This window comes from Nonomuraea sp. NPDC047529 (genome assembly GCF_040642995.1).
Lineage (GTDB): Bacteria > Actinomycetota > Actinomycetes > Streptosporangiales > Streptosporangiaceae > Nonomuraea.
Window position 1 is genome coordinate 25,510 of sequence record NZ_JBEYTJ010000010.1, and the last position, 19,806, is coordinate 45,315.

Annotated in this window: 19 protein-coding genes; 8 read left to right on the plus strand and 11 right to left on the minus strand. The window is 72.0% G+C overall.

From position 1 onward, the window contains the following. Positions 1 to 16: 16 nt before the first annotated feature. The 3 genes from ABZ815_RS17745 to ABZ815_RS17755 all read right to left on the minus strand — a co-directional run bounded on the left by ABZ815_RS17745 (position 17) and on the right by ABZ815_RS17755 (position 3,464). Positions 17 to 1,681, minus strand: coding sequence for a catalase (locus ABZ815_RS17745; RefSeq protein ID WP_357699002.1), 1,665 nt, complete (start codon positions 1,679 to 1,681; stop codon positions 17 to 19). Positions 1,682 to 1,767: 86 nt separating this feature from the next. After that, positions 1,768 to 2,712 (minus strand): sugar kinase, encoded by a 945-nt coding sequence (locus ABZ815_RS17750; RefSeq protein ID WP_357699004.1) that lies wholly within the window; start codon positions 2,710 to 2,712, stop codon positions 1,768 to 1,770. Continuing rightward, positions 2,709 to 3,464: an IclR family transcriptional regulator gene (locus tag ABZ815_RS17755; protein ID WP_357699005.1), complete on the minus strand. Its 756-nt coding sequence runs from the start codon at positions 3,462 to 3,464 to the stop codon at positions 2,709 to 2,711. Before ABZ815_RS17755 ends, ABZ815_RS17750 begins: the two co-directional genes overlap by 4 nt. A 124-nt stretch (positions 3,465 to 3,588) precedes the next feature. On the opposite strand from ABZ815_RS17755, the gene ABZ815_RS17760 reads away from it, so the two are divergent. The 3 genes from ABZ815_RS17760 to ABZ815_RS17770 are packed head-to-tail and all read left to right on the plus strand — an operon-like array spanning position 3,589 to position 6,544. Then, positions 3,589 to 4,839, plus strand: a complete 1,251-nt coding sequence (locus ABZ815_RS17760) for an extracellular solute-binding protein (protein ID WP_357699007.1) — start codon at positions 3,589 to 3,591, stop codon at positions 4,837 to 4,839. Then, positions 4,836 to 5,726 carry a sugar ABC transporter permease gene (locus ABZ815_RS17765; protein WP_357699009.1) on the plus strand — a complete coding sequence of 297 codons (891 nt, stop codon included), beginning with the start codon at positions 4,836 to 4,838 and terminating at the stop codon, positions 5,724 to 5,726. The genes ABZ815_RS17760 and ABZ815_RS17765 overlap by 4 nt, the downstream gene beginning before the upstream one ends. Next, on the plus strand, positions 5,723 to 6,544 hold the full coding sequence (locus tag ABZ815_RS17770) for a carbohydrate ABC transporter permease (protein ID WP_357699011.1): 822 nt from the start codon (positions 5,723 to 5,725) through the stop codon (positions 6,542 to 6,544). The genes ABZ815_RS17765 and ABZ815_RS17770 overlap by 4 nt, the downstream gene beginning before the upstream one ends. Here the strand turns inward: ABZ815_RS17770 and ABZ815_RS17775 are convergent. Together ABZ815_RS17775 and ABZ815_RS17780 are read right to left on the minus strand one after the other, a co-directional pair. Continuing rightward, on the minus strand, positions 6,515 to 7,621 hold the full coding sequence (locus tag ABZ815_RS17775) for a winged helix DNA-binding domain-containing protein (RefSeq protein ID WP_357699013.1): 1,107 nt from the start codon (positions 7,619 to 7,621) through the stop codon (positions 6,515 to 6,517). The genes ABZ815_RS17770 and ABZ815_RS17775 overlap by 30 nt on opposite strands. A 50-nt stretch (positions 7,622 to 7,671) precedes the next feature. Further along, on the minus strand, positions 7,672 to 8,802 hold the full coding sequence (locus ABZ815_RS17780; RefSeq protein ID WP_357699015.1) for an alpha-hydroxy-acid oxidizing protein: 1,131 nt from the start codon (positions 8,800 to 8,802) through the stop codon (positions 7,672 to 7,674). 115 nt (positions 8,803 to 8,917) lie between these two features. Here ABZ815_RS17780 and ABZ815_RS17785 point away from each other — a divergent pair, with 115 nt between their 5' ends. After that, positions 8,918 to 10,561: a serine/threonine-protein kinase gene (locus ABZ815_RS17785; RefSeq protein ID WP_357699017.1), complete on the plus strand. Its 1,644-nt coding sequence runs from the start codon at positions 8,918 to 8,920 to the stop codon at positions 10,559 to 10,561. A gap of 13 nt (positions 10,562 to 10,574) precedes the next feature. On the opposite strand, the gene ABZ815_RS17790 is transcribed toward ABZ815_RS17785, so the two are convergent. The 3 genes from ABZ815_RS17790 to ABZ815_RS17800 form a co-directional block, all read right to left on the minus strand. Continuing rightward, the gene (locus ABZ815_RS17790) at positions 10,575 to 13,817 is read right to left on the minus strand and encodes a WD40 repeat domain-containing serine/threonine-protein kinase (protein WP_357699019.1); all 3,243 of its coding nucleotides are present in this window, start codon (positions 13,815 to 13,817) and stop codon (positions 10,575 to 10,577) included. Positions 13,818 to 13,922: 105 nt separating this feature from the next. Further along, positions 13,923 to 14,477 carry a GNAT family protein gene (locus ABZ815_RS17795; RefSeq protein WP_357699021.1) on the minus strand — a complete coding sequence of 185 codons (555 nt, stop codon included), beginning with the start codon at positions 14,475 to 14,477 and terminating at the stop codon, positions 13,923 to 13,925. Between the two features lie 12 nt (positions 14,478 to 14,489). Beyond that, on the minus strand, positions 14,490 to 14,999 hold the full coding sequence (locus tag ABZ815_RS17800) for a shikimate kinase (protein WP_357699023.1): 510 nt from the start codon (positions 14,997 to 14,999) through the stop codon (positions 14,490 to 14,492). A gap of 38 nt (positions 15,000 to 15,037) precedes the next feature. Between ABZ815_RS17800 and ABZ815_RS17805 the strand changes: the two genes are divergently transcribed. Together ABZ815_RS17805 and ABZ815_RS17810 are read left to right on the plus strand one after the other, a co-directional pair. Beyond that, on the plus strand, positions 15,038 to 15,319 hold the full coding sequence (locus ABZ815_RS17805) for a hypothetical protein (RefSeq protein ID WP_352319513.1): 282 nt from the start codon (positions 15,038 to 15,040) through the stop codon (positions 15,317 to 15,319). A 13-nt stretch (positions 15,320 to 15,332) separates the two neighbouring features. Continuing rightward, complete coding sequence (locus tag ABZ815_RS17810; RefSeq protein ID WP_357699025.1) at positions 15,333 to 15,716, plus strand: ChaB family protein; 384 nt, start codon at positions 15,333 to 15,335, stop codon at positions 15,714 to 15,716. 5 nt (positions 15,717 to 15,721) lie between these two features. On the opposite strand, the gene ABZ815_RS17815 is transcribed toward ABZ815_RS17810, so the two are convergent. Together ABZ815_RS17815 and ABZ815_RS17820 are read right to left on the minus strand one after the other, a co-directional pair. Beyond that, entirely contained in the window at positions 15,722 to 17,548 is a 1,827-nt protein-coding gene (locus ABZ815_RS17815; protein WP_357699027.1) for a transketolase, read from the minus strand. Between the two features lie 125 nt (positions 17,549 to 17,673). Further along, positions 17,674 to 18,054, minus strand: a complete 381-nt coding sequence (locus tag ABZ815_RS17820) for a helix-turn-helix domain-containing protein (protein ID WP_357699029.1) — start codon at positions 18,052 to 18,054, stop codon at positions 17,674 to 17,676. 136 nt (positions 18,055 to 18,190) lie between these two features. Between ABZ815_RS17820 and ABZ815_RS17825 the strand changes: the two genes are divergently transcribed. Then, a complete protein-coding gene (locus tag ABZ815_RS17825) occupies positions 18,191 to 18,598 on the plus strand; it encodes a RidA family protein (protein ID WP_357699031.1) in 408 nt (135 codons plus the stop codon). Between the two features lie 290 nt (positions 18,599 to 18,888). On the opposite strand, the gene ABZ815_RS17830 is transcribed toward ABZ815_RS17825, so the two are convergent. Further along, complete coding sequence (locus ABZ815_RS17830) at positions 18,889 to 19,257, minus strand: VOC family protein (protein ID WP_357699469.1); 369 nt, start codon at positions 19,255 to 19,257, stop codon at positions 18,889 to 18,891. 63 nt (positions 19,258 to 19,320) lie between these two features. Here ABZ815_RS17830 and ABZ815_RS17835 point away from each other — a divergent pair, with 63 nt between their 5' ends. Then, complete coding sequence (locus tag ABZ815_RS17835; protein ID WP_357699032.1) at positions 19,321 to 19,776, plus strand: MarR family transcriptional regulator; 456 nt, start codon at positions 19,321 to 19,323, stop codon at positions 19,774 to 19,776. The last annotated feature ends 30 nt before the right edge of the window (positions 19,777 to 19,806 follow it).

Here is a 19,806-nt window from a genome sequence, read left to right on the forward strand (position 1 = left end):
GCTCAGAGGCCGCTGCTCAGAGGCCCTCGGCGTGGGCGGCCCGCTCGTTGGGGACGCAATGGGTCATCTTCAGCCCCTCCACGTCGCGAGGGCCGTTGCGTCCCAGCTTGACCAGGCGCTCCCGGTCCTCGTCGGTGAGGTCCTGGCCCGCCAGCGGCTCCAGCTGGGAGACGTCGTCCGGGGTGAGGCCGAGGCCCTCGCCCACGCGCAGGCCGAGGTCGTCCTCCACGAGCAGGAAGTGCCAGACCATGCGCTCCTGGATACGCCGGTCGCACTGGCTGAGCGCGTCGACGAAGTTGCGCACGAGGTCGTCGCGCTCCCACTGCTCCATGAGCAGGTAGCGCTGGCCGGCCTGCTTGTAGTCGTTGGTCCGCGGGATGCGCCTGCGCATGAGCCGGCCGCTGATGACCGGGCCCTCCTCGTCGAGGGTCGGGTACTCGGCCTCGCGCAGGCCGCCGCGGAGCGAGGGCTCGTAGTTGATGTGCGGGTCCTCGCCGCCGGTGTCGACGAAGAACGCCATCTGGCCGTCGCGCTGGTTGGTCCTGATGGGCGCGTTCCTGGCCTGGTTGACCGGCAGTTGCAGGTAATTGGGGCCGACCCGGTAGCGCTGGGTGTCGCTGTAGGAGAACGTCCGGCCGACCAGCATCTTGTCGTCGGAGAAGTCGAGGCCGTCCACCAGGACGCCGGTGCCGAAGGCGGCCTGCTCGTTCTCGGCGAACTGGTTGTCGACGTTGCGGTTCAGCACCAGGCGGCCGACCGGCCTGGCCGGGAACTCGTTCTCCGGCCACACCTTGGTGTCGTCGAGCGGGTCGAAGTCCAGCTCGGGGTGCTCCTCGTCGCTCATGAGCTGGACCAGCAGCTCCCACTCGGGATATTCGCCGCGCTCGATGGCGTCGTGCAGGTCCTTCGTCGCGTGTCCCAGGTCGCCCGCCTGGACGACCGCCGCGTCCGCCTCGGTCATGCTGCGCACGCCCTGCTTGGGCATCCAGTGGTACTTGACCAGATACGTCTCACCCTGCTGGTTGACCCACTTGTAGGTGTTCACGCCGAACCCCTGCATGTGCCGGTAATCGGCGGGGATGCCGCGCGGGCTGAACAGGTTGACCAGCATGTGCATCGACTCGGGCGTCTGCGACATGAAGTCGAAGATGCGGTTCGGGTCCTGCCGGAAGGTGACCGGGTCGGGCTTGAGCGAGTGGATGACGTCGGGGAACTTGATGGCGTCCCGGATGAAGAAGACGGCCAGGTTGTTGCCCACGAGGTCCCAGTTGCCGTCCTCGGTGTAGAACTTGATCGCGAAACCGCGCGGGTCGCGGGCGGTCTCGGCGGAGTCCCGGCCGCCGATCACGGTGGAGAAGCGCAGCGCCACATCCGTGCGCTTGCCGGCCTCCTGGAACAGCTTGGCCCTGGTGTAGCGGCTGACCGGCTCGTCGCCGATCTTGCCGTACGCCTCGAAGTAGCCGTAGGACAGCGTGCCCCTGGCGTGCACCACCCGTTCGGGGATGCGTTCGCGGTCGAAGTGGCTGATCTTCTCCAGGAACTGGTAGTTCTCCAGCGTGGCCGGACCGCGCGGGCCGACCGTCCGCTGGTTCTGGTTGTCGTAGACGGGATGCCCCTGCCGGTTGGTGAGCACCTCGCGCTCGTCGCCCGACTGCGGTCCCTTGCTGGAGACGTCTGTCATCGCACCGTTCCTCTCCCCGGACGAGATCTTCCCCGGCTGCCCTCAAGGCCGGATCGGAAACGGGCAAAACCTCGTCCTCGGGGCGGCTACCTGCTCACGTCGTCGGCGCCCCGGCCGAGCAGGCCCAGGTCGGACCGGCGGGGCAGGCTCTCCCAGTCGCCCTGCGAGGTCACCGCGAACGCGCCCGCCGCGCAGGCGGTGTCCAGCCGCCGTTCCGGCTCGGCCCCGGCCAGCCAGTCGGCCAGCCACCCGGCCGCGAACGCGTCCCCGGCGCCCACGGGGTCCACCTCCGTCACCCGGTACGGCCGGGCCCGCCGCAGCACCCCGTCCGACAGCTCAAGCGCGCCCTCGGCCCCCGACTTGACCAGCACGTACGAGGGCCCCAGCGAGGCCAGCGCCTTGGCCAGCTCCGCCGGGTCCTCGACGTCGGCGATCAGGCGGCCCTCGGGCACGGTCGCGAACAGCACGTCCACGCCGCCGACCGTCTCCCGCAGCCAGGCGCCGGCCTCCTCCGCCGCCCACAGGGCCCGGCGGTAGTTGACGTCCAGCGAGACGAGCACGCCGGCCGCCCGCGCCACGGCGACGGCGTGCGCCACGCTCTCGCGGGCGGACGGCGACAGCGCCGGGGTGATCGCGGAGACGTGCAGCACGCGGGCCGAGGAGATCAGCGCCGGATCGAGGTCGTCCGGCCGCAGCCGGGACCCGGCGCTGTCCCTGCGGTAGTAGCGCACGTCCACGAGGTCGGCGGTGCGCCTGCCCTTGATCATCAGGCCGGTGGGGGCGTGCGGGTCGGTGACCGCGCGCACGTCCACGCCCTCCCCGGCGAGCGTGGCCCGGATCAGGTCGCCGAACTCGTCGTCGCCCACCCGCCCGGTCCACGTCGCCCGGTGGCCGAGCCGGGCCACGCCGATCGCCACGTTCGACTCGGCGCCGCCGAGGCCCAGGTCGAAGTCGCGGGCGAAGCGCAGCGGCCCGGTACGCCGGGCGGCGAACAGCGCCATGGTCTCGCCGAAGGTCACCAGTTCGGTCATGTGGTCGGCCTGCCCAGCTTTCTGGAGATCCGTGACGCCGCCCCGGCCACCAGCGGCCCCAGCTCCCGCACCCGCGCGGCGGTGATCCGCGAGGTGAGCCCGGAGACCGAGACGGCGGCGACGACGGCGTCGTTGTGGTTGAAGATCGGCGCGGCGACGCAGCGCACCTCGGGCTCGTTCTCGCGGTCGTCCACCGCGTAGCCGCGCCGCCGGATGTGGGTCAGCTCGGCGCGCAGCCGGTCGGGGTCGGTGATGGTGTGCTTGGTGATCGGTTCCAGCGCCAGCCCGGCCAGTGCCTCCTCCGGCTGCCAGGCCAGGATCGCCTTGCCGACCGCCGTGGCGTGCACCGGGCCGCGGCTGCCGACGCGCGAGGCCATCCGCACGTTCGTCTCGTTCTCCACCTTGTCGATGTAGACGACGTGGGGGTGGTCGTAGACGACCAGGTGGACGGTCTCGCGCACCTCGCTCATCAGCCGGTGCGACTCCTCGGCCGCGACCGCGCGCAGGTCGAGCGTGGCCAGGTACGCCTGCCCGAGCTGGAGGGTGCCGTGCCCCAGCCGGTACGCCCCGGTCCTGCGGTCGCGTTCGAGCAGCCTGGCCTCCACGAGCGGGACGGTCAGCCGCAGCACCGTGCTCTTGGACAGGCCCACGGCCTCGGCGAGCTGGGTGAGCGACAGGCCGGTGTGGCCGCGTACGTGGTCCAGGACGGCCAGGGCGCGCCGGAGCGAGGCGGACTGGTTGCGTTCGGGCACGAACGTCACCATATTCGATGAAATTTCGCGAAATGCAGCACGCTGTTGTGCACTGCACAACATCTTCTGACAAGTCTTCTCGACCCTTGGACGAATTCCTAGTGTCTGCGCTCAGGAGGTAATAGTGAAGTTTCTTTACTTTGCCGCGGCCGGAACGGCCCTGCTCACGCTGGCCGCCTGCGCACCCTCGACCGCTCCCGCCTCCGGCGGCGGCGACGAGCGGACGGGGACGCTGCGCGTCTGGCTCTTCGACGAGCCCAACCGCGCCCCCAAGGACAAAGTCGTCAACGAGGCGATCAAGGAGTTCACCGCCGCGCACGCGGACGTCAAGGTCGAGGTCACCTACATCCCCACCACCCCCGCCCGGCACGAGAAGTTCAAGGGCGCCTTCAACGACCCCGCCAGCTCCCCGGACGTCGCCGAGTACGGCAACACCGACCTCGCCGAGTACGCCGCCGCCGGCGGCTTCGCCGACCTCACCGCCGACCTGAAGGGCCTGGACCTGACCCCCGACCTGGTCAAGTCGGCCTCCGTCCAGGGCAAGCAGTACGGCCTGCCCTGGTTCATCGGCATCCGAGCCCTCTACTACCGCACCGACGTCTTCGACGAGCTGGGCCTGAAACCGCCCACGTCCGTCGCCGCGCTGACCGAGACCGCTCGCACGATCCGGAAGAAGAAGCCCGACCTGTACGGCATCGCCGTCGGCGGCGAGTACACCTTCGGCGCCCTGCCCTTCGTCTGGGACGCCGGCGGCGACATCACCTCGCTCGACTCGCCCGAGTCGCGCAAGGGCGTCAAGGCGTACACGGACCTGCTGACCGACGACGTCTGCCCGCCGCAGGCGTGCGTCTCGCTGACCGGCGGCAAGACGGTCGAGCTGTTCGCCGGCGGCAAGGCCGCGATGGGCATCCTGGGCAACTTCAACCGCTCGGCCGTGGACGCCGGCGCGGCGGCCGGCAAGTACGCGGTCGTGCCGTTGCCCGGCGCGGCCGAGGGCTCGATCGCGCCCGCCTTCGCCGGCGGCAACAACCTGGGCGTGCTGAAGAACGCCGGTCACCGCACCCTGGCCGCGGACTTCGTCAAGCTCCTGGGCGGCAAGGCGTACCAGGCCAAGATGTACGACGCGATGGGCAACCTGCCGACGCTCACCTCGGCCCGCGACGAGCTGGCGGCCAAGGACCCGTTCGTCAGGCCGTTCCTGGACACGGTGGCCAAGGGCACCCGGTTCGTACCGATCGACCCCGCCTGGGTGAAGATCGACAACGGCAAGGTCATCCCCACGATGTTGCAGAAGGTCGCGACCGGGCAGTCCACCGTCGACCAGGCCACCACCGAGGCCTCCGCGGCCGTCAAGACCGCCTTCGGCCGCTCGTGAGCCGAGGTACGACCGTCCGCCGCGGGCGTCCGTGGCTGTACCTGCTGCCCGCGGCGGCCGTGCTGGTCCCGATGTTCGGCTACCCGGTCTACATGCTGGGCCTGCTGTCGGTCTTCGACTACCGGCAGGCGCAGGTCAGCGGCGGGCAGCCGAGCACGTTCGTCGGGTTCGGCAACTACGCCACGCTGCTCGGCGACGGGCGCTTCTGGGAGGTGCTGGCGCAGACCGTGGGGTTCGCGGCGGCGCTGGTCGTCGCGACGCTGGCGGTCGGCGCGGCCCTGGCCGTGCTGCTGACCAGGACCGGGCCGGTGCCGAGGGCGGCCCTGTCGCTGGCCGCGCTCGGCGCGTGGGCGGCGCCCGCGATGACCGGCTCCACCGTGTGGATGTTCCTGTTCGACGCCGACCTCGGCCTGGTCAACCAGGTGCTCGGGATCGACGGGTTCAACTGGTTCTACGACCGGTGGGTCACCTTCGGCGTGGTCGGCGCGACGGTGGTGTGGCACTCGTTCCCGCTCGTCATGATCACCCTGTACGCGGGCATCCGGGCCGTCCCGTCCTCGGTGCTGGAGGCCGCCGCGCTCGACGGCGCCTCGGCCTGGCAGGGGTTCTGGCGGATCGTCGTGCCGATGTTGCGGCCCCTGGTCACGATCGTGGTCATCCAGTCGGTCATCTGGGACTTCAAGCTCTTCACCCAGATCTACGTGATGACCAACGGCGGCGGCGTCGCCGGGCAGAACACCGTGCTCAACGTCTACGCCTACCAGATCGCCTTCGGCTCCTCCGAGTACGGCCTCGGCTCGGCCGTCGCGGTCGTCATGACACTGATCCTGCTCGTGATCACCCTGTTCTACATCCGTGCGCTGCGGCGCAGTGGGGAACGCCTGTGAACCGACGACGTCTTCTGCCCAACACGGTCGCGCTGGTGGTCGCCGTCCTCACCGCGTTCCCGCTCTACTGGATGGCCCTGTCGGCGTTCAAGCCCGCGGGGGAGATCCAGTCGCTGGAGGTCAGGCCCTGGACGTCGCACCCGACGCTGGACAACTTCGTCCGCGTGCTGACCGGCGAGAACTTCGCCCGCTACCTGCTCAACAGCGCGGTCGTGGCGCTGGTCGTGGTCGTGTTGTCGGCCGGGCTCGCCTTCCTCGCGGCGGTGGCCGTGACCAGGTTCGCCTTCCGGTTCAGGACGACCGTGCTGATCATGTTCCTGGTCGCGCAGATGGTGCCCGTCGAGGCGCTGACGATCCCGCTGTTCTTCGTGGTCAGGGACCTGGGGCTGCTCAACACGCTGGCCTCGCTGGTGGTGGTGCAGCTCGCTTTCACGCTGCCGTTCGCGATCTGGATGTTGCGCGGGTTCGTCGCCGCGGTGCCCGAGGCGCTGGAGGAGGCGGCGATGATCGACGGGGCCGGCCGCGCGACCGTGCTGTGGCGCGTGCTGTTCCCGCTGGTCGCCCCCGGCCTGGTGGCGACCAGCGTGTTCTCCTTCATCACCGCCTGGAACGACTTCGTCTTCGCGCGGACCTTCATCATCTCGGCCAAGGACAACCAGACCCTGCCCGCGGCGCTGCTCGTCTTCTTCAAGCCCAACGAGAACGACTGGGGCGGGATCATGGCGGCCTCGACGCTGATGACGATCCCCGTGCTGATCTTCTTCGTGGCGGTGCAGCGGCGGCTCGTGTCAGGGCTTGGAGGGGCGGTCAAGGACTGAGACGTCGTGCCGGTCGCCGGGGGCCAGGAACTCCAGCAGCAGCCGCGCCTCCCGCTCGACCTCGTCCAGCTCGCCGATCGGCGTCCACTGGTGGACGTTCAGCGTCGAGACGCCCTTGGCCCTGGTCACCGTCCAGTCGCCGGCGGTGACGCCGTCCACGAGGATGATCCGGGGGATCACGTTCGTGCCCATGAACGACCCCTGCATGACGGCCGCGCCGCGCTCGCTGATCACCCGGGAGCGGTCGGCGTGCGACAGGAACAGGTTGTCGAAGTCGTACATCAGCCGGACCGGGGCCGGCACGTCCTCCGGCGGCCGGACGGCCTCCGGCAGGTCGTACAGCGTGCGGCCGGAGGCGTCCCTGAAACGGACCAGGTCCATGGACTCGACCACCTCGCCCAGCCTGGTCAGCCCCGACCACGTCTGCGCGTCCTGCACCGAGGCCGGGCCGAACGCGGCCAGGTAGCGCCGGACCAGCTCGGCGGCCGTCATCGGCGGCACCTCGCCCAGGCCCAGCCACGACTCGGCGGTGGTGTGCGCGACCGGCCCGCTCCTGCCCCACAGGCCGCGCGGCGGCACCTGGACCAGCGGCAGCAGCCAGCGCACGCCCTGGCCGAGCGCGTGCTGGTCGTGCTCCGGCCACCGTTCGGCCAGCGCCCGCCCGAGGTCGGCGAAGGTCATCGGCCGCTCCTCCAGCAGCGCCCGCCCGGTCACGGCCAGCTCGTCCAGGTCGACGCCCGCCAGCCGCTTGCCGAACGTCGTCCGGGTCATGCGCTCGGTGACCACCTGCAACAGCGGCCGCATGGCCAGGCAGTCGCGGGCGGTGACCAGGTGGATCGTGGAGCGTTGCAACGCGATCCGCACCAGCTCGCGGGAGTCCAACAGGGCGGAGGCGTCCTCGGGCTTGAGCCCCTCCAAGCGGTTCCACAGGCCGACGTACCAGGTGTGGGGGGTCTGCGCCTGGAGGCCGCCGAGCTGCTCGACGACCTCCTGCACGCTCCCGCCGCCGCGGCGCAGCAGCAGTTGCCGGTCGAGCGTGGCCCGGTTGAGCGCGCGCTGGGAGATGAGGGGATCCATGGGGACAACGGTAGGGGCAATCGCGGTCACTTCCCGACCTCGATGTGCCCTCAGGCGAGCGCGTCGGGGTCCAGCTCGTCCGGCGAGGAGTAGCCGGACAGGGCGAGCGTGATGTCCAGCTCGCCCAGCAGGCAGCGCAGCACGTGCTCGACGCCCGCCTGCCCGCCCAGCGCCAGCCCGTACAGCACGGGACGGCCGACCAGCACGGCCCGCGCGCCCAGCGCGAGCGCCTTGACCACGTCGGCCCCGGTGCGCACACCCGAGTCGAACAGCACCGTCAGCCGGTCGCCGACCGCCTCGGCGATGCCGGGCAGCGCGTCGAGCGCGGCCAGGGCGCCGTCGACCTGGCGGCCGCCGTGGTTGGACACCACGATGCCGTCGATGCCGTGCTCGGCGGCCAGCCGCGCGTCCTCGGTGCTCATGATGCCCTTGAGCACGATCGGGCCGTCCCAGTGGTCGCGCAGGAACGGCAGGTCGTCCCAGCTCAGCCCCGGGTTGGGGAACATGCCCGCCCAATGGGCGACCGGGTTCTCCACCCCGGCGAAGTTGGGGTCGCTCAGGTAGTTGGCGATGCCGGTGCCGGCCAGGAACGGCAGGAAGCCGCGGTCGAGGTCGGCCGGACGCCAGCCGAGCAGCGTCGTGTCCAGCGTGACCACCAGCACCGAATGGCCGGTCGCCGCGGCCCGGCGCAGGAAGCTCAGGCACACGTCCCGGTCGGTCGGGTAGTAGAGCTGGTACCAGCGCGGCGCGTCCCCGCCCGCCGCCGCCACCTGCTCGAAGTCGTGGGCTGCGGCCGTCGAGTGCACGTACGGGACGCCGACCGCGGCCGCGGCCCGCACGGTGGCGAGTTCGCCCTCCTCGTGGGCCAGCGTCTGCACGCCCATCGGCGCCACCAGCACCGGCGCCGCCATCGGGGTGCCCAGCACCTCGCACGACAGGTCACGCTGCCGCCGGACGCCGCGCAACATCCTCGGCACGATCCGGCGCCGCTCGAACGCCTCCAGGTTGGCGCGGGCGGTCGAGCCGCTGCCCGCGCTGGGCACGATGTAGCCGAGCGCCTCGGGCGGGAGCACCCGCCCGGCCGCGGCCTCCAGGGCGGAGAGGTCGGTGGTCAGCTCCGGCGCACGGCCTTCGAGCATGCCCGTCAGGTAGATGCCGAGCTGGTGATCGCCTGCGTTCATGGCTCCCATCCAACCAGCCCGTCCCGCCCTCCGGGGGCCGTGCCGACCGCCCTCATGACGGCCCTGACGACGGCCCTGATGACGGCGACCGCGACGCGGCCCTACGCTGCTTCTCATGCACAAACGCGTGATCGACAACCGCTTCGAGCTGACCGAGAGGCTCGGCGGCGGTGGAATGGGCCTGGTGTGGCGCGCCTGGGACACCGCCCTCCACCGCGAGGTCGCGCTGAAGGAGGTCCGGCCGCCCGACCCGTCGTTCGAGGAGCACGATCCGGAGGGCGCCCGCGAGCTGCGCGCCCGGGTGCTGCGCGAGGCCCGCGCGCTGGCCAGGCTGAACCATCCGCACGTCGCCACCATCCACCACATCGTCGATCCGGGCGCCGACGGCTACCCGTGGATCGTCATGGAGCTGGTCACCGGCGGCTCGCTCCAGGACCGTCTCACCCGCGGGCCGATGACGCCCTGGGAGACCGCCCGCCTGGGCCGCGAGGTGCTGTCCGCGCTGCGCGCCGCGCACGCGGTCGGCATCCAGCACCGCGACGTCAAACCCGCCAACGTGCTGCTGCGCGAGGACGGCCGCTCGGTGCTCACCGACTTCGGCATCGCCGCCGTGCGCGAGTCGACCAGCCTGACGGCGACCGGGTCGTTCATCGGCTCGCCGGAGTACATCGCGCCCGAGCGCATCAACGGGCACGAGGGCGACCCCGCCTCCGACCTGTGGTCGCTCGGCATGATGTTGTACGTGGCCGTCGAGGGCCGCCACCCGCTGCGCAGGAGCACCACGCTGGCGACGCTGGCCGCCGTGCTCAACCAGGAGGTGCCGCCGCCGGAGCGGGCCGGGCCGCTCGCGCCCGTGCTCGGCGCCCTGCTGCGCCGCGACCCGGCCGGCCGGCCCGACGCCGAGACCCTCGACCGCCTGCTCGCCGCCGTCGCCGACCCGGGCTCCGCCCCGCACGCCTACCTCCCGCCGCCCCCGGCCCCCTTCCGGCCCGGCCACCCCTCCCCACCCTCGGGCCCCCTCCACCACGGGCCGCCGCCAGGGGCCACCGTGCCGCCCGGGGGGCCGCGGCCCTGGGGGCCGGAGCCGTCGTTCTCGCACGCCGGGACCAGGTCGTCGCGCCGCTCCCGCCGCTCGCCGGTCGCGGCCGTGACGGCCTCCGTGGGCGCGCTGGCGGTGACCGGCGTGCTGGTCTACACGCTGCTCCCGGGCGTGCGCGGCGCGGAGCAGCCGGAGCAGCCGCAGACGCCGCGGGCCACCCCGATGGAGACCACCGACGCCCAGGAGCCGGCGGAGACCGACGAGCCGAAGCCGCAGCCGGAGAACCTGCTCACCGCCGACGGCATCCGCGCCGCGATCAAGGCGCTCAAGCCGGTCATGGGCGGCACCAAGGTCGTCCGGATGGTCGTCTACCCGACGTACATCTCCGCCGAGGCACCGGTCAAGGGCGACCCGACCATCTACGACCGCTACGCCTACCGCGACGGCGTGGCCTCCCGCGAGGGCGCCGGCTCCACGGTCCGCACCCCCACCGTCGACCTGGCCAAGTACGACTGGGACGCCATGCCCGGCCTGCTCAAGAAGGCCGAGGGCGTCCTCGGCGTGCGCAAGCCCACCTCGCGCTACCTCGTCGTCGATCCCAACTTCGTCTTCACCAGCACCAAGCAGGTCCTGCTCGTCTACCTGGGCGACGCCTACCGCACGGGCTACCTGGTGGCCGACCCGCAGGGCAGGGTGCTGAAGACCTACCGCGCCTCCTGACCGGCCGGGCGGCTCAGCAGCCGCCCTGGTAGCCGCTCTCCGGGATCAGGCGGCTCCACTCGTCCTGGCTGAGCGGCCCGCCCGCGCGGGCGCACACCTCCTGCGCCGTCAGCGCCGGGTCGACCGGGCTCTCGCGTACGCTGCCGTCCGCCGCCACGCCGCGCAGCGTGCGGCCGTCCTGGCTGAAGGCCAGCCCCTCGGCCCACGAACCCACCTGGCCGACCTCGCGCAGGGTGCCGGCGTCCCACAGGGAGGTGCGTTCTGCGTCGATCGCCAGCAGGTCGCCGCCGGGGGAGAAGCGCAGGTCGCGTACGGGGGCCGGGCCGGTCTCGACCGTGCCGGCCCGCTCGCGCTCCCGTACGTCCCACAGCTCCACGCGTCCGCCGCCGAGCCCGAGGGCCAGCGTGCGGCCGTCGGGGGAGAAGGCGAGCGCGGTGGGCCGGTCGGCGGCCGGGGCGAGCGGGGTGACCTCACCCGTGCGCAGGTCGAGCAGGTTCGTGCCGGAGGCGAGCGTCGAGCCGTCGGGGCTGAAGGCCATCGCCAGGTCGCCGGCCCCCTCGTAGACCTTGATCCGGCGGCCCGCGCGCACGTCCCAGGTCTCCAGCAGGCGGCCGCGGGCGGTGGCCAGCGTGTCGCCGCCGGGGGACAGGGCCACGGCCGACACGTCGCCGCCCGCGTCGACGGCGCTCACCCTCCTGCCGCCGGACGCCTCCCAGACGGTGACCGGGTCGCCCGCCACCGCCAGCAGCCTGCCCGCCGCATCGAAGGTCACGTCGCCGGTGGCGGCGATCTCGGCCAGCGGCCTGCGCGCCACCACGTCGGTGAGCCGGATGGCGTCGCCCACGTCCTTGGCCGCGACCCGGCCGTCGCTCGACAGCGCGGCGGTGCGGACGCCGGGGGAGGGCGCGGGCAGCCCGGGGACGTCGAGCGAGACGACCGAGCCCAGCCCGCTCAGGTAGCGCAGCGTGCGGCCGTCGGCGGAGAAGGCCAGGCCGCCGTGCTGGTCGCCGCGGAAGTGGTAGGCCCCGGCCAGCCGCCGGTCGGCCACGCTCCAGACGCGCACCTCGTCCCGGCCGGGAAGGGCGAGCAGGGTGCCGTCGGGGCTGAACACGGGGGTGCCGGCGGAGGTGTCCGACAGCCTCTCAGCGTCGCCCGCCTCCGCCGCGAAGGCGGCGACGGGGGCGGGGGCCGGGTCGGCGGCGGAGGCGCCCTTCGGCGGCTCGGCGCCGGGCGTGACCAGCGTCACGCCGTCGCGGCCCGCCACGGCCAGGGTGCGGCCGTCGGGGCTGAACGCCAGGGGCGGCGCCGACCGGTCCGGCCCGGACTGCGGCCGTACGGTGATCACCCGTTCCCTGGTCCGGCCCGGCAGCGCCCACAGCTCGACCCGCCCGTCCAGGCCGGAGAACGCGGCCCGGCTCCCGTCGCGGGACACCGCCACCCGGCGGTCGCTCACGTCGAACAGCACCTCGCCGCCCCGGTACACCTTCGTCCGGTTCCCGCTGGTGATCGCGTACGTCCCGGTCTCGGGGGTACGGCCGGTGGCGAGCTCGACGGGCCGGCCGTCCGGGCCCTCGGCGTACCGGCCGTCCTCGCTCAGGGCGGCGCTGCCCTCGGGGAGCGCGCGCGTGGCGAGCTGCCGGCCGCCGCGGACGTCCCAGACGGTCAGCGTGCCGTCGCCCCACCTGACCAGCTCGTCGCCGCGCAGCAGGTAGCCGGCCCGCTCGTCGGCCGCGGGGTCGGTGAACACGCCCAGCTCGGGCTGCGCGAGCGAGGCCTGCAACGCCGCCCGCGCCTCGAACACCGGCGACATCCGCCAGGCCGCCACGCTCAGCCGCATCGCCGTACGCGGGTCGGAGGAGCGCAGCGCCTCGGCACGGGCGGCGACGGCCCGAGCGTTGGCCTCCAGGAGCTGCCCCCGCAACTGCTGCTCGCCGTTCAGGGAGAGGGCCGACATCGACACCGCGACGGCCAGGGCGGCGGCCAGCGTCGCCAGCGACGGACGCAGCAGCCGCCTGCGCTGCTTCGACATGGCCACGCTCGCGCCGATGAAGTCGCGTTCGAGCTGGTTGAGGCGCAGGTGGCGGCGCCTGGCCGCGGCCCAGCCGAGCGCCGTGTCGAGCCGGTCGCCCCGGTAGAGGTACGTCTGCCCGCGCCGGTGGCGCGACCACCGGTCGGCCGCCAGGCGCAGCTCCCGGTGGACGGCCAGGCCGTCACGCTCGTCGGCCACCCACCCGCGCAGGCGTGGCCAGGCCCGGTAGAGCGCGGCGCTGGCCGGCCCCACCCGGTCGTCGCGCACGGCCACGAGCTTGCCGACCGGGGTCTCGGTGGGCGGCACCCGGACGCTGCGGCGCACGAGCAGCCCAGCCGCCATGAGCGGGGCCAGCACGCCGCCCTCGTCGTGGGGCTCGTCGCCGTCCATCAGGCGCAGCAGCAGCCCCGGCACCGCCTCCTGCTGGCGCGGCGTGAGCCCGGCGTAGACGTCCTCGGCCAGCTCGCCGAGCGACCGGTGGCCGGCCACTCCGTCCGGCGGGCGCAGCGCGGCGGGGTCGGCCTCGACCAGCAGCTCGTGCGCCGCGGGCCGGGCGGCGGGGTTCTTGGCCAGCGCCCGTCCGACCAGCTCGCGCAGCCCCTCGGGCAGGGCGCTCAGGTCGGGGTCGACGGTCAGCAGCCGGTGCAGCACCACGCCCAGGCTGCGTCCGGAGAACGGATCGCCGCCCGTGGCCGCGTAGAGCACCACGGCCCCCCAGGAGAAGACGTCGGTCGCCGCCTCGTGGCCGCTGCCGGTCAGGATCTCCGGGGCCAGGTACGTGCACGTCGCCCCCAGCGACCCGCCGACCGCCGCCCCCATGTCGATGACCTTGGGGCCGCCCGCCGCCAGCAGCACGCTCTCCGGCCGCAGGTCACGGTGTGTCAGCCCGGCCGCGTGCAGCGTGCTCAGCGCCCCCGCCAGCGCTCCGGCCAGCGCCGCCAGCTCCTCGCCCCGGTACGGCCCGTGCCGCTCGACCGCCTGCCGCAGGTCGGGCCCGTCGACGAATTCGCTCACCACGTAAGGGACGCCGTGATCGACCCCGGACGCGACCACCTCCGCCAGATGCGGGCAGGTCACCCGCGCGACCGGCTCCACCTCGACCCGCGGCACCTTGACCGCGTAGCGGCGGCCGTCGTCGTCGTAGGCGTCGTAGACCACTCCGCGCGCGCCCGCGCCGAGCCGGGCGGCCAGCCAGAAGCCGCCCAGCCTCTCGGGATCACCAGGCACCAAGCGCATCGTCACTGATGCTTAGATGCGCCGGAGCGGCCGTTGGTTGTGGGAGAACGACCACAGGTCCCCCGCGCGCCTCGGGGGACCCATGCGTCATGATCATTATGCCAGGTTCCCGGATCTTGACTGCCACTCCGGACGCAGCACCGACATCGTCACGGAGTCGTGCCACTCGCCCTCCCACAGCAGGGTGTCGCGTTGCACGCCCTCCTCCACGAACCCGGCCTTCTTGTAGACGTGCCGGGCCCGGTCGTTGAAGGAGTAGACGTCGAGGCTGATCCGGTGCAGCGGCGTGGTGGCGAAGGCGTGGTCGAGGACCAGCTCGATCGCCTCGCTGCCGTAGCCCTTGCCGAAGACCCGGGCGCCGATCAGCGCGATCCGCAGGTTGCACGACAGGTTGTGCCGGTCGAGCTCGTTGAGCACGACCTCGCCCACGTACTCGTCGCCGGCCATGACGGCCAGGTCGAGCCGGTCGGCGTGCTCGCCTCTCGTGCTGTACCACTGGCGGGCCACCTCGGGGTCGGCCTCGCCGTGGCTGCCCGTCAGCCGGGTCACCTCCGGGTCGCCGACCAACGTGAGCAGGCCCTCGACGTGCTCGGGGCCGACCGGCAGCAACCTGACCAGCTTCCCCGTCAGAGTGGGTTTCTCGGCGAACATCCCCTTTGGCTATCAGCCCTGGTCATCGACAGGCAAACCCATTCTCCTCAGCGCCGCGTCGCGCACCTCCTCCGGGGTCAGCACGCCGACGTCACAGGTCAGGTCCGCGACCTGCTCGAAATACCGCTCGCGCCGGGCCCGCATCTCCGCCGGCTGGAACTCGGGGCGGTGCGCGCCCGAGCTCATGCGCTGTGCCAGGACGGCGTTGGCGGCGTCCACCCAGACCACGAACGCGTCGCGCAACGCCGCACGCACCCGGGGGTCCTCGACGGTGCTGGCCGCCGCCGCGATCACCTTCGGCTCGTCCGCCAGCGCCGCCAGCACGTGCTCGGCCTCGTACCGGTGCAGCGCGTCCGCGCCCTCGCGGGCGGCGATCTGCGCCGCCGTGCCGCCGTACTCCTTCTCCAGGAACGGGTCGCTGTCGGTGAACGGCATCGCCAGCGCCGTGGCCAGGAGGCGGCCCGCGGTCGTCTTACCCGACCCCATCAGCCCGATTACCACGACTGGTTTGTTTTTCGACATGTGGATAGAGGTTCCTTCGCGTCAAGGAGGTAAATCTGATGACCATCGCCGGAAGCATCATCCTCATCATGCTCGGTGCGATCCTCACCTGGGCCGTCGAGTTCGATCTCGCCGGTCTCGACATCAACGTCGTCGGCGTCATCCTCATGCTCGGTGGCCTGGCGGGGCTGCTGTTCGGCATCTACCGGATCAGCGTCACCCGCAGGGCGGTCGGCCCCATCGACGAGCCGGTGCACCGGCACGAGATCTACGAGGAGCCGGAGACCCGCAGGACCACGGTGTACGAGGAGCGCCGCCACTACGACGAACCGCCGCTGTAGGAGGTGAATCGACATGCCAGCCGTTGACGAGCTGCCGTCGACCATCAAGCGTTCGCCCAAGAAGGCGCAGAACACATGGATCAAGGCGCACGACTCCGCCGTGAAGGAGTACGGAGAGGGGCGGCGCGCGCACATGACCGCGTTCGCCGCCCTCAAGCACTCCTTCGAGAAGGTCGGAGACCACTGGGAGGCGAAGGGGCAGAAGGGGCCGTCCGACAAGGGCGCGACCGACCGCTCCGGCCGGACCGAGGAGGGCGTGGACGCCAACGCCAGCAAGGAGCACTTGCAGGGCGTGGCGTCCAGGCTCGGGGTGCGCGGCCGATCCAGGATGACCAAGAAGGAACTGGTGGACGCCATCAAGAAGGCCAACAGGAAGGCCACGGCGAAGGCCCGCTAGTTCCTTCAAAGCAACCGCTTGACCGCCGCGGCAATCGCGTGGCGGTCTATGCGGGCGTCCGCGAGCTGTTCCTCAGGCGTCGCCGACCCGGGCAACCCGGTCACGGCGAGCTTCACCACCCGCGGGCCGAGCTCGCTGACGGCGTCCAGCACGGCGTCGCCGAGACCGCCCTCCAGCCGGTGATCCTCGACCGTGATCAGGTTGCCCGTCGTCGTGGCCGCCTCCACCAGCACCGCCGCGTCCACCGGCTTGACCGAGTACAGGTCGATCACGCCGACCGGGACGCCGGCCGCCTGCAGTTCCTCGGCCGCCGCCAGCGCCTCGTGCACCGTGATGCCCGCCGCCACGATCGTGGCCCGGTCGTCGGGCGAGCGCCGCAGCACCCGCGAGCCGCCCACCGGGAACCGTTCGCCCGGCGGGTAGATGACCGGGGTCTCCCCGCGCGTGGTGCGCAGGTAGGACACCCCTGACACGTCCGCCATCTCGACGGTCAGCGCCGCCGCCTGGTTGGCGTCGCACGGGTACAGCACCGTGCTGCCGTACACCGCCCGCATCATGGCCAGGTCCTCCAGGCCCATCTGCGAGGGGCCGTCCTCGCCGATCGAGACGCCGGCGTGCGAGCCGACCAGCCGGATCGACGCCTGGCTCACGCCGGCCATCCTGATGAAGTCGTGCGCCCTGGTCAGGAACGCCGCGAAGGTGGCCGCGTACGGGGTCCAGCCGCGTACCGACAGGCCGACGGCCGCCGCCACGAGCTGCTGCTCGGCGATGTACATCTCGAAGAAGCGCTCGGGGAACGCCTCACCGAACTCCTGGGTCTTGGTCGAGTCGGCCACCTCGCCGTCCAGCGCCACCACGTCGCCGCGGGCCGCGCCGAGCGCCGCCAGCGCCGCGCCGAACGCGCTTCTGGTCGCGGCCTTCCCGCCGACCTCGTACTCGGGCACCGTCGCCGGTCGCGTGTCGAAGTGGAACGGCTCCGCCCCGCCCTCCGGGGGGTGCACGTCCACCCGGACGCTGCGCGGGCCGCCCAGCTCGTCGATGGCCTTGTCGGGATCCTTGAGCGGCTTGCCGTGCGCGCCCTCCCGGTTCTCGACCTCGGTGACCCCCTCGCCCTTGCGGGTCTTGGCCAGGATCGCGGTGGGACGTCGGCGGGTGTTGCAGGCGTCCCCGAGCGCGAAGTCGATCTGCCCGGGATCGTGCCCGTCGATCTCGATCGTGTGCCAGCCGAAGGCGCCGAAGCGGCGCGCGTACGCCCCCGTGTCCCATCCGTGCCTGGTCGGGCCGCGTTGTCCCAGCCGGTTCACGTCCACGATCACGACCAGGTTGGCCAGCCCCTCGGCCCCCGCGTGCTCGGCCGCCTCCCAGATGGACCCCTCGGCCAGCTCACTGTCACCGCACAGCACCCACACCCGGTACGGCAACCGTTCCAGCCGTCCCGCCATGGCCACGCCCACGCCCACCGGCAACCCCTGCCCGAGCGAGCCCGTGGCGACGTCGACCCAGGGCAGCCGGGGGGTGGGGTGCCCCTCCAGCCTGCTTCCCCTGCGCCGGAACGACAGCAGCTCCTCGTCGTCGATGACCTTCGCCGCCTTGTAGAGCGAGTAGAGAAGGGGGGAGGCGTGGCCCTTGGAGAAGATCAGGTGGTCGTTGCCGGGGTTGTCGGGGCGGTCGAAGTCGTACCTGAGGTGGCAGGCGAACAGCACGGCCATCAGGTCCGCCGCCGACATGGACGAGGTGGGGTGCCCGGAACCGGCCGCCGCGGCGGCGCGTACGGAGTCGACGCGCAGTTGCGCGGCCAGTTCGGTCAAATACTGGAGATCGCGTTCAGGCATCAAGACCCTCCTCGTGAGTTTCACGCCGCCTACCCCCTGGGCGCGGCTTAACTCGGGCTTGACGCCACCTGACCCCATTTATCCACAGTTGAAACACCCCTCGCGGGGCGGCCCGGGTCGGGGTGTCAGGTGTCGAAGCGGCGGCGGGCCGCCTCGATCTCGCCGAGGTGGCGCTGCGTCCAGTGGCACATCGCGTCGACCGTCGCGCGCAGGGCCCGTCCCGGCTCGGTGAGGGTGTACTCCACCCGCGGCGGCACGGTCGGATACACCTCCCGCTCGACCAGCCCGTTGCGCTCCAGCATGCGCAGGTTCTGGGTGAGCATCTTGTGGCTGATGCCCTCGACCTGGTCGCGCAGCTCGCCGAACCGCAGGGTGCCCTCGCCGATGGCCTCGATGATCAGGAACGCCCACTTGTTGGCGACGTCCGAGAAGATCTCCCGTGCCAGGGAGTCGGCCCGTCTCAGGTCCGCATCGCCGTCCGGGCCCTTGAACTGCTTGGTCACCATGAGGTTCCCCAGTCACTGAAAAGTGCGTTCTTCCACGTCAGCGGACACTCTCCTACAGTTCCTCAGTAACCACAAGAGACTGTGAGGCGGCCGCGCACGCGTTCCGGCCGCCCGTGTTCCGAGGAGGCGCACCACCATGCCCGTCACCCTGCTGAACCCCGAGGGGCTGCCCGAGGTCGACGTCTACCACCAGGTGGCGGTCGCGTCGGGGACGAGGCTGGTCTTCGTCGCCGGCCAGGTCTCCTGGGACGCCGACGGCACCACGATCGGCGCCGGCGACCTCACCGCGCAGGTCGAGCAGTGCTACCTCAACATCGCCACCGCCCTGGCCGGAGCGGGCGGCACGTTCGACGACGTGGCGAAACTGACCGTCCACGTCGTGGACTGGACCCCCGACCGGATGGCCGCCCTCCTGGAGGGGATCTCCCGGGCGAAGGCGAAGCTGGGGGTGACGTCGACCCCACCGGCGACCCTGCTGGGAGTCGCCGCCCTGGCCGTCCCCGACCACCTGGTCGAGATCGAAGCCACCGCCCTCCTCCCCTGACCGGGCAATGCCGGAGGCGACGTACTGAGAACCAACTGAGAAACGTCGTTCAGAACCCACTTCTCAGTTTCTCTCAGTGAAGTGAAGCCCCCGCGACCCGGTGACGGGGGCGTCCTCGGCGAGATCCACGTCCTGTCCTGGGGGGCTCGCACGGTCCGTTGTGTGCGCCGAAGGTCGCCGAGGCCGGGATCGAGGAGCGGCGCGGCAAGTGGCACGGCATTCTGGCCGAGGGCGGGGACTCGATCCCCGGCGTCGCAGGCGCGCCGCTTCTACGCCGAGAACGGCCGCCTTCAGGCGCGGTCGTGGAGGGTGACCTGGTAGCCGTCGGGGTCGGCGAAGGTGAAGGTGCGGCCGAAGGGGCCGTCGATCGGTGCGGAGACGATGGTGTGACCGTCGGCGACGAGGGCGTCGTGGATGGCCTGGACGTCGGTGGCGTGCAGCCAGATCGAGGCGCCGATGCCGGGCTGGGCCACGGACGCGAGATCGGTGCCGGGGACGACGTCGCGCAGGGCGAACGCGATCGGCTTCGTCTCGAAGACGACGGCGTGCGGAGGCCCGGCCGGCGAGCGGACGAGGCCGAGGTAGCGCTCGTAGAACGCCTGTGAAGCGCCGAGGTCGCGCGCCTGGAGCGAGATGAAGTCGGGGCCGGTGACGGGCATGGTGATGCTCCTTCTCTTCATGTCAGGATACTGACACGCAGCAATGTATGTCAGAATACTGACATGAGTCAAAGCGGTGGCGGCATCGACCTGGACAAATCGCTGGGCTACCTGCTAAAAGAGGCTTCGAGCGCCCTGCGCGCAGCCATGGAGGAGGTGCTGCGGCCGCTCGGGATGACCGTGACGCACTACTCCTGCCTGGAACTGCTGGCCCAACGGCCGGGGCTGTCGAACTCCGAGCTCGCGCGTGGCGCGTTCGTGACCCGGCAGTCGATGAACGTGCTGCTCCAGGCCCTGGAGCGAGACGGCTACGTGACCAGGCCCGCGGCGGCGCCGGTCGGGAAGGCCCTTCCGGCGCGGCTCACGCCCAGCGGCCGGCGGAGCCTGGAGAAGGCGAGCGCGGCGGTCCGGTCCGTCGAGGTCAGAATGCTGGCCGGGATGAACGAGACCGAGCAGTCGGACGCCTTCCGGATCCTGCGGAGCATGATTCACTCCCTGCGCGACGGTGACGACGCATAGCTCGGCGCTCCGAGGTGGCCCGCCTTCGCC